13 protein-coding genes are annotated in these 14374 nt (G+C 71.4%); 8 read left to right on the top strand and 5 right to left on the bottom strand.

Going from position 1 to position 14374, the window contains the following annotated elements:
- Window positions 1-36: 36 nt before the first annotated feature.
- Genes OG709_RS29625 through OG709_RS29635 form a run of 3 tightly spaced genes read right to left on the bottom strand, consistent with a single transcriptional unit; the run spans window position 37 to window position 2673 of the window.
- Complete coding sequence (locus OG709_RS29625) at window positions 37-1050, bottom strand: NAD(P)/FAD-dependent oxidoreductase (protein ID WP_250305910.1); 1014 nt, start codon at window positions 1048-1050, stop codon at window positions 37-39.
- The gene (locus OG709_RS29630; RefSeq protein WP_250305912.1) at window positions 1047-1592 is read right to left on the bottom strand and encodes an isoprenylcysteine carboxyl methyltransferase family protein; all 546 of its coding nucleotides are present in this window, start codon (window positions 1590-1592) and stop codon (window positions 1047-1049) included. The genes OG709_RS29625 and OG709_RS29630 overlap by 4 nt, the downstream gene beginning before the upstream one ends.
- A 13-nt stretch (window positions 1593-1605) precedes the next feature.
- Window positions 1606-2673 (bottom strand): type III polyketide synthase, encoded by a 1068-nt coding sequence (locus OG709_RS29635; RefSeq protein ID WP_250305913.1) that lies wholly within the window; start codon window positions 2671-2673, stop codon window positions 1606-1608.
- Between the two features lie 157 nt (window positions 2674-2830).
- Between OG709_RS29635 and OG709_RS29640 the strand changes: the two genes are divergently transcribed.
- Entirely contained in the window at window positions 2831-3700 is an 870-nt protein-coding gene (locus tag OG709_RS29640; protein WP_266640050.1) for a UbiA family prenyltransferase, read from the top strand.
- A gap of 89 nt (window positions 3701-3789) precedes the next feature.
- On the opposite strand, the gene OG709_RS29645 is transcribed toward OG709_RS29640, so the two are convergent.
- Window positions 3790-4935 carry a D-alanyl-D-alanine carboxypeptidase family protein gene (locus OG709_RS29645; protein ID WP_250305917.1) on the bottom strand — a complete coding sequence of 382 codons (1146 nt, stop codon included), beginning with the start codon at window positions 4933-4935 and terminating at the stop codon, window positions 3790-3792.
- Window positions 4936-5205: 270 nt separating this feature from the next.
- Here OG709_RS29645 and OG709_RS29650 point away from each other — a divergent pair, with 270 nt between their 5' ends.
- From OG709_RS29650 to OG709_RS29680, 7 genes are all read left to right on the top strand, one after another.
- On the top strand, window positions 5206-5688 hold the full coding sequence (locus tag OG709_RS29650; protein WP_250305918.1) for a hypothetical protein: 483 nt from the start codon (window positions 5206-5208) through the stop codon (window positions 5686-5688).
- Between the two features lie 43 nt (window positions 5689-5731).
- Complete coding sequence (locus OG709_RS29655; RefSeq protein WP_329168254.1) at window positions 5732-6373, top strand: class F sortase; 642 nt, start codon at window positions 5732-5734, stop codon at window positions 6371-6373.
- A gap of 106 nt (window positions 6374-6479) precedes the next feature.
- Entirely contained in the window at window positions 6480-7136 is a 657-nt protein-coding gene (locus OG709_RS29660; RefSeq protein WP_250305922.1) for an endonuclease, read from the top strand.
- Window positions 7137-7276: 140 nt separating this feature from the next.
- The gene (locus OG709_RS29665; protein ID WP_250305924.1) at window positions 7277-8506 is read left to right on the top strand and encodes an FUSC family protein; all 1230 of its coding nucleotides are present in this window, start codon (window positions 7277-7279) and stop codon (window positions 8504-8506) included.
- Between the two features lie 128 nt (window positions 8507-8634).
- The gene (gene aspT, locus OG709_RS29670; protein ID WP_250305927.1) at window positions 8635-10311 is read left to right on the top strand and encodes an aspartate-alanine antiporter; all 1677 of its coding nucleotides are present in this window, start codon (window positions 8635-8637) and stop codon (window positions 10309-10311) included.
- Between the two features lie 60 nt (window positions 10312-10371).
- The gene (locus OG709_RS29675) at window positions 10372-12030 is read left to right on the top strand and encodes a bifunctional aspartate transaminase/aspartate 4-decarboxylase (protein ID WP_250305929.1); all 1659 of its coding nucleotides are present in this window, start codon (window positions 10372-10374) and stop codon (window positions 12028-12030) included.
- A 167-nt stretch (window positions 12031-12197) separates the two neighbouring features.
- On the top strand, window positions 12198-12596 hold the full coding sequence (locus OG709_RS29680) for a TOBE domain-containing protein (RefSeq protein WP_250305931.1): 399 nt from the start codon (window positions 12198-12200) through the stop codon (window positions 12594-12596).
- A gap of 34 nt (window positions 12597-12630) precedes the next feature.
- Here OG709_RS29680 and OG709_RS29685 read toward each other — a convergent pair whose 3' ends face one another.
- The gene (locus tag OG709_RS29685) at window positions 12631-14148 is read right to left on the bottom strand and encodes a PucR family transcriptional regulator (RefSeq protein WP_329168256.1); all 1518 of its coding nucleotides are present in this window, start codon (window positions 14146-14148) and stop codon (window positions 12631-12633) included.
- Between the last annotated feature and the right edge of the window lie 226 nt (window positions 14149-14374).

A 14374-nucleotide genomic window follows, 5' to 3' on the forward strand; every position in this document is an offset into this window, starting at 1 on the left:
CAGGTGTTTTACTCGTAAAAGAATGTCGGGGGCGGGCTACTGGAGTGCCCGGACGGCAGCCGCGAAGACGGCCGGTACGCGGGCTGCCGCGGGCACGACGAGGCGCGCGGTCCGGGGGCGGCTGCTCGCGGCCAGGAGGGCTCCGGTCAGCAGCCGGTGGCGCCGGGTCAGCCGGGCCCAGGCGCTCTCGTACGCCTCCGGGCGGCCCGCGGCCAGGCACCGGACGGCCGCTTCCGCGGTGGCCAGCGCCAGGGCGATGCCCTCGCCGGTGAGGGCATCGACGTACCCCGCGGCGTCACCGACGAGCAGCACCCGCCCGGCTGACCGGCGCTTCGCCCGCTGCCGCAGCGGGCCCGCGCCGCGGACCGTGCTCGCGTGCGGACCGCTCAAGGCGGCGGCCAGGGCGGGGAATCGGGTCAGATGGTCGTCGTACCCCCGGCGGATCCGGCTCAGTACGGCGACCCCCACCAGGTCCTCACCGACCGGAGTCACATAGGCCTCGCCGTACGGGGACCAGTGGACCTCGACGAAGTCGGTCCACGGCGCGCAGTGGTAGTGACGGCGCAGCCCGTACCTGGCCGGGGAGCGGTCGGGCAGCTCCAGGCCGAGGCCGCGGCGCACCGGCGAGTGCAGCCCGTCGGCGGCGACCAGCCAACGCGCGGTGAGACCGGCCGCGCCGACGGAGTCCCCGGTCTGGGTGACCGCGCCGATCCGGCCCGTGACCATCCGTACGCCCAGTTCGCGGGCGCGCCGGTGGAGCGCGGTGTGCAGCACGGTCCGGCGGATGCCCAGCCCGGCGGCGCCCCGGAACGGTGCCTCGGCGCGGGAGGCCCCGTCCAGATAGCGGATGCCGCGCAGCTCACGCCCCGTCACCTCGACGCCCAGGTCGCGCAGTGCGGCGACCCCGCCGGGCATGACGCCTTCCCCGCAGGCCTTGTCCACGGGAGTGGTCCGCGGCTCCACGACGACCGCCTCCATACCGGCCAGCGCGGCCCGCACCGCGGTGGCCAGACCGGCCGGACCGCCGCCCGCCACCAGCACATCGATCACGCCGTGACGTCCTGTCCCGTACCGGGCCGTGGTGCCTCCGCGGCGGTCAGCGCCCCGTTCTCGCAGCGGATGCGGACGGACAGCAGTACGGCGTCGAGCGCGGTGAAGGCCAGCGCGGTCACCCACGCGGTGTGTACCAGCGGCAGCGCGATGCCCTCGGCGACGACGGCCACGTAGTTCGGGTGCCGCATCCACCGGTAGGGCCCGCCCCGTACCAGTGGCAGTCCCGGAACGACGATCACCTTGGTGTTCCAGCGCGGCCCCAGCGTCCCGATGCACCACCAGCGCAGGCCCTGCGCGGCCACCAGCACGGCCAGCATCGGCAGGCCCAGCGCGGGCAGGAACGGCCGGGCGCCGAGCCAGGTCTCGGCCACGCAGCCCGCCAGCAGGCCGGTGTGCAGGGCGACCATCGCCGGATAGTGGCCGCGCCCCGCGACGGTCGCACCGCGCGCCGTGCTCCAGCGCTCGTTGCGTCGGGCGACGGCGAGTTCGGCGACGCGTTCGGCGGCGACCGCGGCCACCAGCAGCACGTACCAGATCATGGGGTCCTCCGGACTACCAGCGCAGCAGAACCATTTCGCACGAGAACCCGGGGCCCATCGCCAGCAGCAGCCCGGGGGTGCCCGGTGCCGGACGGTCCCCGGCGAGGGTGTCGCGCAGCACGTGGAGCACCGAGGACGAGGACAGGTTGCCCACGTCGGCGAGGTGGCGCCAGGTGATGTCGAGCGCCCCGTCCCGCAGTTCGAGCGCGTCACTGACGGCTTCCAGGACCTTGGGGCCGCCGGGATGGCAGACCCAGGCGGCCACGTCCTTCGGCTTCAGCCCGTGATCGCCGAGGAAACTCCGTACGTCCGGGGCGAGATGACGGCGGATCATGTCCGGTACGGAAGGGTCGAGCACGACCTGGAAGCCCGAGCTCTTGATGTCCCATCCCATGATGTGCTCGGTGTCGGGATAGAGCGTGCTGCGGGTGTCCACGACGGTCGCCCCCGGACCGCCGGTCGCCACGTCGGAGCGGTCCGCACCGCAGGCGACGACCGCAGCCGCGCCGTCCCCGAAGAGGGCGGAGGCGATCAGGTTGGTCATCGAGCTGTCACCGCGCTGAAGCGTGAGCGAGCACAGCTCGACGGAGAGCAGCACCGCCACCTGGTCCGGTCTGCCGACCAGGAAGTCGTGCATCCGGGCCAGCCCCGCGGCGCCCCCGGCGCAGCCGAGACCGAACAGCGGCAGCCGCTTGATGTCGCGGCGCATACCGAGACGCACGGCCAGCCGCGCGTCGATGGAGGGCGTCGCGATGCCGGTGACCGAGGTGAAGATCAGCAGGTCCACGTCGTCGGCGGCCAGCCCGGCCGCGTGCAGGGCGCCCCGGACGGTCTTCGCGCCCAGCTCGGTGGCGCCGGTGATGAACGCGTCGTTCGCGGCGCCGAACCCGTCGAGTTTCCCGTACTCCTCCAGCGGCAGCGTCATGTGCCGTGAGTGGACCTTCGCACTCCGGTGCAGCCGGTCGAGCGCCCGCCGGTCGGCGCCCGCGGGCAGGCAGGCGCGGGCCACCATGTCGGTGATCTCGTGCTGGGGATGGCGGTGCGGTGCCAAGGTGCCGTGAACGGCTGCGATCCGGGTCATGTGCTCTCCCGCCTCGGGGATGGCTTGCCCTGCATTGCAGCATCCCCGCCCCCTCGGCGGAGGTCCCGACACACCCGGTGCCCCGACGGTCGGTTCGCCCGTACGCGCGGGAGCGGCGCAGCGCCACCGGGCAGGGGGCCGACCCTACGATCGCCGGGTGGGAACTCCCGAACAGCCGCTGGCCGGTCTCCCGGCCGGTCGACGCGGCGGTGTGACGGCCGCTCTGGCGGGTTCGTGTCACCCCGGCCCCGTGCTGGCGGTCACCGCCCTGATGGCCGCGCTCGCCGTCACCGCCGGGCAGAGCGCGCCGCGTTGTGCGCTGACCGTGGCCGCCGTGCTCACCGGCCAGTTGTCGGTCGGCTGGTGCAACGACGCGTTCGACGCGCCCAGGGACATCGCCGCCCGGCAGCGCGGCAAGCCGCTGGTCGCCGGCGCGGTCGGCGTACGCACCGTCTGGACTGCCGCGTTCCTCGCGCTGGCGCTGTGCGTGCCCCTGTCGTTCGGCTGCGGGCCGCGGGCGGGCGCCGTGCATCTGACCGGGGTCGCGTGGGCCTGGGCGTACGACCTCAAGCTCAAGGCGACCGCCTGGTCCTGGCTGCCGTACGCGATCGGGTTCGCGGGCCTTCCGGCCTTCGTCGCGCTGGGGCTGCCGGGGCAGCCGTGGCCCGCGTGGTGGATCGTCGTCGCGGGCGCGCTGCTGGGGATCGGCGCCCATCTCGGGGATGTGCTGCCCGACATCCGCAGCGATCTGGAGCTGGGGGTACGGGGCTGGCCGCACCGGCTGGGCCCCGACGGCGCGCGGCTGCTGCTGCCGGTCCCGCTGGTGGCCGCGTCGGCCGTACTGGTGCTGGGACCCGCCGGACCGCCGGACAGCTGGGCGCCGGCGGCTCTCGGAGTGGCTGCCGCTGTCGCGGTGGCCGGGACGGTCGTGGGGCGCCGCCGGGAGCGGGCGGCGTTCGCCGCGGCGGTCACCGTCGCGGTGGTGGATGTGGCGCTGCTGCTGTGGAGCGGCGCCACCATCGCCTGAACGGACCGCCGTACGACGCGAGTCGGCGGTCGAGACCGGGGTCCGCGGAATCCGGTGCCGTGACGGGGCACGGCTCGCCGTGACAGGTCCTAGCGGCGCATCCGGCGCCGCAGCAGCCACAGCGAGCAGGCCAGCGAGGCGAGGAGGGCGCCGACCGCGGCCACCCCCGCCAGCACCGAGAACTTCTTCGTCGTGGTGTGGTGACCGGCCGCAGCCGCCGCTGCCGCCGGGGGTGCCTGCGCGCCCTTGGCGTCGGAGGTGGTCTTCGCCGCGGCGGGCTGGAGGGTGCCGACCGGCCTGACCGCGCCGTCGGCGGCGAAGCCCCAGTCGAGCAGGGCACGGGCGTCCTCGTACACCGAGCCTTCCTGCGGGTTCATCACCGTCACGATCAGGGTGCGGTCCCCGTGGCGGGCGGCGGCGACCAGGGTGTTGCCCGCGTCCGTGGTGTAGCCGTTCTTGACCCCGATGAGGCCGGGGTAGGGGCTGACGTCCTGGGTGCCCGCCAGGAGACGGTTGGTGTTCTGGATCTCGAAGGACGGGCCGCTCCGGCCGTCCTTGTCCAGGCCGCCGGGGAACTGGGCGACGCTGGTCGAGCAGTACCGGGCGAACGCCGGGTCGGACAGGCCCGCCCGGCCGAAGACCGCCAGGTCGTAGGCCGAGGAGTACTGGCCCGGGGTGTCGTAGCCGTCCGGGGACATGACCTGCGTGTCGTGGGCCCCCAGCTCGACGGCCCGCTTCCGCATCTCGTCGGTGGTCTTCTGCCAGCCGCCGTTCATGGCGGCCAGCACGTGTACCGCGTCGCCCCCGGAACTCAGGAACACCCCGCGCCACAGGTCCGGTACCCGGTACGCGCGCCCCTCGACGAGGCCGACCCGGCTGCTGCCCTCGCCCATCCCCGCGAGGTCCTCGTGCGACACGGTGTGCAGCCCCTGCCCGGACAGCTTGGGGAGCACCGTGAGCGCGAAGAGCGTCTTGAGCGTGGAGGCCGGGGGCAGATGGCGGTGCGCGTCCTTGGAGGCCAGTACATCGCCCGTAGCGGCGTCCGCGACCACCCAGGACAGGGCCGACACCTGACTGGGCAGGGCGGGGGCCCGGGTCTTGTGCCCGGTCTGTCCGGCCGGTGCGTGCGGGCCCGGAAGCGGGGCTTCGGCGGCGCAGGGAGCGATCATGGCGGTGCTCGCCGCCAGCACCACAGCTCCCGCGCAGAGACTACGTACGGCTGGTCTGAAGATCATTCCGTCACGTTAAGAAGGGGCGGCGCCGCTCGCATCCCAGGAGTCGCCGCAGGGTTGACCGCGGAGTCCGAACGGAGCAAGGGCGCTGCGGAGGAGCCCTGTTGCCGTGCGGCGGACGGCTGGACCGTCCAGCGCAACCGGCTTACCCGTTCGGGTGGCCGGGCTCGCACGGTGATCACTCCCGGCCTAGCGTTGCTCGCCAATGGGGTGCATTTCCTGCTGAGCGTCGGCAATTGCCGCACATGCATTCCTGTGCCCGGAGGTACACCCATGCGTTTGACGAGTGTCGGGTCCGCCGCCCTGCTGAGCGCCGTCGTCATATCTCTGACCGCCCCGGCAGCCATGGCGGGCGACAACGGAAACATCACGTCCTTCGGATTCAGCGTCTCGCCCGCATCCGTCGCCCCGGGCGGCACGGTCACCCTCAGCGCCAACGGCTGCGAAGTGCCCAGCGTCACCGCTTCGTCGGGGGTCTTCGACACCGTCACGCTCGAAGAAGGCCACTCCGCCACCGCCAGGGTCGATCCGGACGCCAGGGTCGGCGCCCAGTACGACGTGACGTTCGAGTGCAAAGGCGAGACGGGCACCACCCCCCTCACGATCTCCAGCCCCTCCAAGGGTGTCAGGGCCGGTCTCGGCGGATCGATCACCGGGATGAACACCATGGAACTGGCAGCGGGCGGCGTACTGATCGCCGCGGCCCTCGGCGGCGTGATCCACCTGCGCCGTCGCGCCTCCCGCGCCAACTCCTGACCGGGAGCGGGAAGCTGTTCACCGCGGTGCCAGGCGGTACGCGATGAGCGTGACCGGCGACTGTGCCCGGTCCGGCCGCTCCTGGTGGGGAGCCGTGGCGCTCGCCCTGGTCACCGGTCTCGCGCTGGTACGCCACGGTGCGCAGACCGGCGGTCCACCGCAACCCTCCTCCGCTTCGGCCGCCGCCGGGCTCACCGGCAACCCGACGTTCCCCCCGGTACGGGCGCTGCCGGCCGCCCGGGTCCAGCGCATCCGTGTCCCGGCCATCCAGGTCGACGCCCCGGTCGCCGACGTGGGGAGGGACCCGCAGGGCTGGATAGACGCGCCGCCTCCGGCGAGCAGGAACCTGGCGGGCTGGTACACCGGTTCGGTCTCGCCGGGGCAGAGCGGTACCGCGGTCGTCGTCGGGCACGTGGACAACCGGACGGGGCCGGGGGTGTTCTTCAACCTGGGCGCCCTCAGGCCGGGGCTGCGCATCGAGGTGTTGCGGACGGACGGCCGTACCGCCGTGTTCGACATCTACCGCATCAGCGTGTTCACGAAGGACGGCTTCCCCGCCGGACGGGTCCACGCCGACACCGGCAGGCCCGAACTCCGGGTCATCACCTGTGGCGGCGCGTACGCGGAGAAGACCGGGTACGCCGGGAACGTCGTCGTCTTCGCCCGTATGACAGCGGCGCGCTGACGCCCGGCACACGGCTCGTTCCGCTCCTGCCGTACGTCCCGTGCGGTGGCCCACGGCCCGGCCTCGCGCCCGGCCTCCCGCCCCGTCCTCCCGAGAGGAAGCACCCATGGCCACCCGAGGAGAGATCACCCGGGTACTGCTCGACGAACACGGCCGTACGTTCGCCGCGGAGGCGGGCATCCGGCTGCGTGACACCCCTCAGCCGCTGTACCAACTCCTGGTCCTCGCGTGCCTGCTGAGCGCCCGGATCCGCAGCGGCGTCGCCGTCGCGACGGCCCGGTCCCTGAGCGAGGCGGGGCTGCGTGACGCCCGCAGGATGCGCGCGGCGTCGTGGCAGGAGCGGGTGGACGCCCTCGGCCGCGGCGGCTACCGCCGCTACGACGAGCGCACCGCCACACAGCTCGGCGACGGCGCGCAGTTGCTGACGGACACGTACGGCGGGGACGTGCGGGGTATGCGGGAGCGGGCGGACGGGGACCTCGGCCGGCTGCGCACGCTGCTGCGGGACGTGCCCGGCCTCGGTCCCACCGGCGTGAACATCTTCCTGCGGGAGGTGCAGGGGGTGTGGCCCGAAGTCGCGCCCCTGCTGGACGTGAAGGCCCTTCAGGGAGCGGCGGCCGTGGGCCTGCCGGACGAGCCGCGGGGGCTGGCCCGGCTGGTCGGGGCCGAGGAACTGCCCCGGTTCGCAGCGGCGCTGGTGCGGGTCGCCCTCGACCGGAAGGCCGCGGCTGCGGTCGTCGAACGGGCGAACGCGCATGGGTGAGCGGGCCCCCGCAGGAACCCGTGGCGGGAGCGGCGGGAGCGGCCGGGGCGGCCGGGGCGGCCGGGGTAGCCGTGCCGGTCGACGTGATCGGCGCGACCGCCGCCGGAGTGCCGGGCCTCCGGACCGGGAAGGGCTGTGAAATGCCCGATGTATCCGCACCCGTGGTCAAACTGGTCCGGCGTACCACCGAACCCGTCGCGGCACAGACCCTCCGGTCCACCGCCGCCGCGGTCATCGCGTACGTGGTCGCGCTCCTGCTGCTGCCGCAACAGGCACCGCTCACCGCGCCGCTGACCGCCCTGCTGGTCGTCCAGGTCACGCTCTACGCGACGCTCACCACCGGGATGAAGCGGGTGAACTCCGTGGTGGTGGGGGTGCTCATCGCTATCGGCTTCAGCACCCTGGTGGGGCTGACCTGGTGGAGCCTCGGGCTGACGATCTTCACCGCGCTGATCGTGGGACGGCTGGTCCGGGTGGACGAGTTCGTCCCCGAGGTCGCGATCAGCGCCATGCTGGTGCTGGGCGTCTCCCAGGTGGCCGACACGGCCTGGGACCGGATCCTGGAGACGCTGATCGGCGCGGGCGTGGGGCTGCTGTTCAACCTGCTGTTCGCACCGCCCGTCTGGGTCCAGTCCGCAGGTACGTCGATCCAGGGCCTGGCGGGCGACATGGGCCGGATGCTGCGGGCCGTCGGTGCCGAGATCGACGCCCCGGTCCCCGTCGCGCGGGCCGCCCGGCGACTGCACGAGGCCCGCCGCCTCGACCACGACATCGCCGAGGTGGACGCGTCCTTGCGGCAGGCCGAGGAGAGTCTGCTGCTCAACCCCCGGGTACGCCAGGGGTTGTTGTCCCGGGTCGTACTGCGCACCGGCCTGGACACCCTGGAGATCTGCGCCGTGGTGCTGCGGGTGCTGACCCGGACCATGACGGACCTGTCGAAGGCGCGCACCGACGAACTGCTCTTCCCCGCGGATGTCACGTCCGGCCTCGAAGTACTGATGGGGGACCTGGCCGACGCCATCGAGAGCTTCGCCGTCCTGGTCACCACGCCGGTCGCGGCCAGCGCCGAGGAGGCCGAGACGCGGCTGTTCGCGGCGCTGGCCGAGGGCCGGGCCACCCGGGACCGGGTCGCTGATCTTCTTCTGGAGAACGTGCAGAGGCACCCCCGGCAGTGGCAGCTGCACGGCGCGCTGCTGGCCGAAGTGGACCGGATCCTGGACGAACTCGATGTCGACAAACGCACCGAGCGTCTCATCGAGGAACTGAACAGCCGGACCGATGCCGTGCGCGAGCGGCATCCCCGACTTGTCGCCGTGACCCGCCGGCTGCGGGGGAGCGCGGCGGCCGTCAGACCAGGACCCGATTCCTGACCGGCGCTCGGCTGTCCGCGCTCGGCTCTCCGCGCTCGGACGTCGGGAGGTCACGTTCTGTCTGCTCTGTTAATTTGCCCCTTATGCGTGAATTATCGGTCTCTGATCAGTTGGGCGGGTGAGGCCGGATGGGCACGATCCGCGACCATCCCGAACTCGCCCTGTTCCTCTGCGTCGCCGCCGGATATCTGGTGGGGAAGCTACGCATCGGCCCGATCACCCTCGGCGGCATCTGCGGCGTACTGATCGTCTCGCTGCTGCTCGGCACCCGTCATGTCACCGTCGACGACGACGTGAAGACGGTGTTCTTCTCGCTCTTCATCTTCTCGCTGGGATACATGGCGGGGCCGCAGTTCTTCTCCAACCTGAACCGCAAGAGCCTGCGGTTCTTCGCCCTGTGCGTGATCGAACTGGTCTGTGTCCTCGGCATCGCCTACGGCCTGGCGAAGGGCTTCGACCTCGACGTCGGTACGGCCTCCGGCATCCTGGCGGGCGCCGCCACCGAGTCGGCCGTCGTCGGTACCGCCACCGAGTCCATCGCCAAGCTGAGCGGGCTGACCGCCGACCAGGTCTCCCGGTACCAGGGCCACGTCGCCACCGCGTACACGGTCTGCTACCTCTTCGGCCTGATCACCATCGTGCTCTTCACCAGCCAGATCATGCCGATGCTGCTGCGCATCAACCTGGCCGACGCCTCCCGCGAGCTGTGGGAGAAGTTGCGGGGTGGTACCTCCGGTCTGCAGTCCGACGAACGGGAGGCGCTGCCCGGCACCGTCGGCCGTACCTACCTCGTCACCGTGGCGGACGGCAGTACCGTCGGCGAACTGCGAGCCGCCCGCGGCGGGCAGATCACGGTGGAAGGCATCAAACGCGGCAGCAGACTGCTCACCCCCACCCCAGGCCTGAAGCTGGTGCTCAGCGACCTCGTACAGATCGTCGGCCGCCGCTCCGCCGTCATCGCTGCGGGCCGCGAGATCGGCCCGGAGACCCCCGCCGTTCCCGGACTCGACACCCCGCTTGCCATGCAGCAGGTGGCGGTCACCGAGAAGGCCACCCACGGCATGACCATCGACCGGGTGGAGCAGACGCACCCGGAGTTCCGCGAGGACGGGGTGTACATCACCGACGTGCTGCGCAACGACCAGCATCTGCCGGCCTCCGCCGACACCGTCGTACAACGCGGTGACGTCCTCACCCTCGTCGGTGCGCGTGGCGGGCTGAACAAGCTGGTCGCCAGGGTCGGCGCGGTCGTCAAGAACGACACCACCGACTACATCTACCTCGGCCTGGGCATCGTGGTGGGCTCGCTCCTCGGCCAGATCGTCATCCGCGCCGGTGACATCCCGATGTCTCTCGGCACCGGTGGCGGCTGTCTCATCTCCGGGCTGGTCTTCGGCTGGTTCCGCTCCCGCAGGCCGACGTTCGGCGCCTTCCCACCACAGGCCGCGACCCTGCTCAAGGACCTCGGCCTCGCCGTCTTCATCGCCTGCACGGGACTCTCCGCCGGTCCGCAGGCCTGGCCCTTGCTCAAGCAGTACGGGGCGCTGCTGCCCTTCGCGGGCATCGCCATGGTGCTGGTCCCCGCGACGATCTCACTGATCGTCGGCCGCAAGCTGCTGCACATCGAGAAGCCGCTGCTGATCGGCGCCATCGCCGGGCAGCAGTGCTCCACCCCGGCCATCACCTCGATCACCCAGGTGGCGCAGAGTTCCGTACCGCTCCTCGGCTACACGATCACGTACACCCTCTCGAACTTCCTGCTGCCCCTCACCGGCCCGATTCTCGTCGGCGTCCTGGGCAGCTGACCCGGCTGCCCGTCATCCCCGACCACCGGTACCCCACGAATTTCAGGAGCGGACCAACCGATGACCCAGAGCAGCTTCAGCCGTGCGGAGATCAAGTCGTTCGCCCGGCTCAGCCCGTTCGAGCTGAAGGACAAGTTCATCGAGATCGCCCGGTCCGCGCAGAGCGACAAGCCCGGCCAGAAGGGCAAGACCACCCGGGCCATGCTCAACGCGGGACGCGGCAACCCCAACTGGGTGGCCACCGGCCCCCGCGAGGCCTTCCACGCCCTCGGCTACTTCTCGCTCGCCGAGTCCCGCCGGGTGTGGACCGCCGACAACCTCGGCGGGATGCCGGAGGAGAGCGGATGCGCGCGCCGCTTCGCATCCTTCGTGCGTACGCACCCCGAACTGCCCGGCATCGAGCTGCTCAAGGCGAGCTTCGACCTGGCGGTCGAGCGCTTCGGCTTCGAACCCGACGCCTTCGTCCATGAGATGACGGACTCGTCGATCGGCGACAACTACCCGGTGCCGGACCGCATCCTGCACCACACCGAGGAGATCGTGCGCGGCTACCTCGCAGACGAGATCTTCGACGGGCGCCCGCCGGCGGGGCAGCGGCTCAGCCTGTTCGCCACCGAAGGCGGGACCGCGGCGATGTGCTACATCTTCGACTCGCTGATGAAGAACGGCATCCTGAAGAAGGGGGACCGGATCGCCCTGATGGTGCCGGTCTTCACGCCGTACGTGGAGATCCCCGAGCTGGACACGTACGGATTCGACGTGGTGCGGATCGAGGCGAGTCTCTTCGCGGAGACGGGGGTCCGCCAGTGGCGCTACCCGCCCGAGGAGATCGCGAAGCTCGCCGACCCGGCGGTCAGGCTGGTCTGCTGCGTCAACCCGAGCAATCCACCCTCGCTGGCGCTCTCCCCGAAGGTCACCGAACAGATCGTCTCCATCGTCGACGGGCCGAACCCGGAGCTGATCGTCGTCACGGACGATGTGTACGGCACGTTCGTGGAAGGCTTCCGCTCACTGGCCGCCGATCTGCCACGCAACACGCTGCTCGTGTACTCGTACTCCAAGCACTACGGGGCCACCGGGTGGCGGCTCGGCGTCATCGGGCTGCACGACGACAACGTCATCGACACGATGCTGGCGGAACTCGGCCCGCAGGAGAAGGCCGCGCTGAACAGGCGGTACGGGACGCTGTCCCTGGAACCGGAGAAGATCAGGTTCATCGACCGGCTGGTCGCCGACTCCCGCCAGGTGGCGCTGAACCACACCGCCGGACTCTCCCTGCCGCAGCAGGTGATGATGGCGCTCTTCTCGCTCTTCGACATGCTCGACGAGGGGCAGGCCTACAAGGAACGGATCCGCGCGATCGTCCAGCAGCGGCTGCAACTCCTGCTGGAGGGCGCGCACATGAAGATCTCCGAGGATCCGAAACGAGCCGGCTACTACATCGAACTCGATCTGCTCGCGGAGGCGGAGCGCATCCACGGCAAACCGTTCGCCGAGTACCTCGAAGCCGCCTACGAACCGGTCGACCCGCTGTTCCGGCTGGCCGCGCAGACCTCCGTGGTCCTGCTCAACGGCGGCGGCTTCGACGGACCGGAGTGGTCGGTCCGGGTGTCGCTGGCCAACCTGGACGACCTGGACTACCTGAAGATCGGCCACCACCTGAGGTCGATCTTCAACGAGTACGCACAGGAGTGGCAGGAGTCGAGCGGGCGGCTCTGAAGGCGGGGCGCCGGGGACGCATGGACGCGGACGGTTCGACCGTGGTGACCGCATGGGCGGCGCCTTCGTAGGATCCGGTTCCCGCGCCGACGTGGAGAACGCCGTGCGGCAGAGGGCAGTTCGACGGCAGGGCAGAGCTTGCCGGGAACGGCACTAGAGTGCGCTGTGTGCCGTCGTACAGCATTGGGCAGGCAGCGAGGCTGCTGGGCGTGAGTTCGGAGACCGTCCGGAGGTGGGCCGACTCCGGACGCCTGCGCATGGACAGGGAAGGGCCGGGAAACCGTGCGATCGACGGGGTGAGCCTGGCGGCCTTCGCGAAGGAGCGGGCGCAGGGCATGCACGCGCTGCCGGAGAGCGCCGTGGCCACTTCGGTACGGAACGCCTTCCCGGGGATCGTGACGCGGGTGGCGCTCGACGACGTCGCCGCGCAGGTCGAGATCCAGTCCGGACCGCACCGGATCGTCTCGCTCGTGACGCGGGAGTCCGTCGAGGAACTCGGCATCGAGGTCGGTGTCACCGTCACCGCGCGGGTGAAGTCGACCAACGTGCACATCGACACTCCTTGAACCTGCGCTGTCCCAGTGGCATCTCGGTGCCGTCTCAGCGGCACAGCAGCGCGGCGCGCAGGTCCAGCTTGTGGTCGAGGCGGGCGAGATCCCGTCCCGTGAGGGCCTGGACGCGTTCGATGCGGTAGTGGACGGTGTTGACGTGCAGATGCAGGGCTTCGGCGGTGCGGGCCCAGGAGCAGTTGTGCGCGAGGAAGACCTCCAGGGTGTGCAGCAGCATGTGGTGCGAGGCCGTGTCGCTCCGCGCGAGCGGCCCGAGGGTCGTGCCGCTGAAGATCGCCCGGACGTCGGCGGGGATGCCGGCCAGGAGTGACTCCAGCGAGGAGAGTTCCTCGACGCTGGTCACGCGCCCGGTCGTCGGGGAGCTCTGCCGTGCCGCCGCCAGCGCGTAACGGGCCTGGGTGAGGGCGGCGTGGAGTCCGGTGGGCTCCGTGGTGACGGCGCTGACGCCGGCGTACAGGGGAGTCTCGGGCCGACAGCCGTGCAGCAGGGACCAGGGCTCGCCCAGCGAGAGGGCGCTCTCGACGTCACTCCGTACGACGGCGACGGCTTCCGCGTCCGGCGTGGTGCCGACCGCGAAGACCGGGGAAGGGAGGTGCTGAAGTGCCTCTCCGAGCGCCTCCTCGGCGCCACTGCCCGCGAGCCGCCCGCCGGTGGTCGTGACCACCACCCGCCAGGGTCCCCGGGCCAGCGGCCCGCAGGATTCAAGGGCGTTCGCCAGAGCTCCGGTACCGGCGTCCCCCCTGCTGACGAGGGCGACCAGGTCCTGCCCGGTCCGGCGCCGGCCCGAGTGCCTGCGATGGTGATGGTGGCGGTACTGGCCGATGACCTCGGCTGTCTCGTGCAGGGCCCGGGGAGGCGCCCCGCCGGCCTCCGGCACATGGAGGTACCAGGCGTCGTACGGGGTGGTCTCGGCCTGGACCCGCAGCGTTTCGCCGGTGAGGCTGCGCAGGTTCTCCACGGCCCGCGCCGCCGTCAGCTCGGGGGCCGACGCGGTGCGGGCGATCGTGCGCCCGGTGCTGGTGAGCACGTAGCACGGCGGCGTACCGAACGGGGCGAGCGCCCGCCCGAGGATCTCACCGGCGTCGGTGCCGAGATCGACGAGGCGGCCGAGATCGCTGCGTACGTTCTCCGGCAGGGCGAAGTGGTCCGCCGGGCGGCGGCTGAGGTCGCCCCACTGGCGCCGGTACACGACGTCGGTGACGGCCCGGAAGCTGGTGCGCGCCGGCACGGCCAGCAGCGCGATGCCGTGCTCACGGCAGGAGTTGACGATGTCGACGGGAACGGCGCCGTGGGTCTCCTCCCCGGCGAGCAGCGCGGTGGCTCCGGCCTCCGCCAGTGCGGAGACGAAGCGCTCGGTCCTCACCCGGCCGTGCGCTTCGTTCCACCACACCAGACCGCTGAGCACGATCTCTCCGGGCTGGAGAAAACGGGCGGGATCCTCCAGGTCGGTCGCGGTCACGCCGCTGATCACCTGGCTGAGCAGATTCTCGCCACCCCAGACGAGGGTGAGATCGAGCCCCTCGATCTGGAGGAGGTCTCCGACGTGCATGCGCTGACTCCTTGTACGGCCACCGGACAGTGCTCCGGCTTCTCACATCCACGAGGTGGACGCGAGTCGGGCCATCGTAAATGCAAGGGACAAGAAGGAGAATCCTCTTGGTTGATCCACCAGGACGGGGTCGGCCGGGCTGGAGATTTTCCGTGTTGCGCACCAGTCGTTTTCGGCCTCCGGTCCCGCTTCACTGAGCAGGCAAGCAGCAGCCGACGGCGGTGGA

It is taken from the genome of Streptomyces sp. NBC_01267, from assembly GCF_036241575.1.
GTDB lineage: Bacteria > Actinomycetota > Actinomycetes > Streptomycetales > Streptomycetaceae > Streptomyces.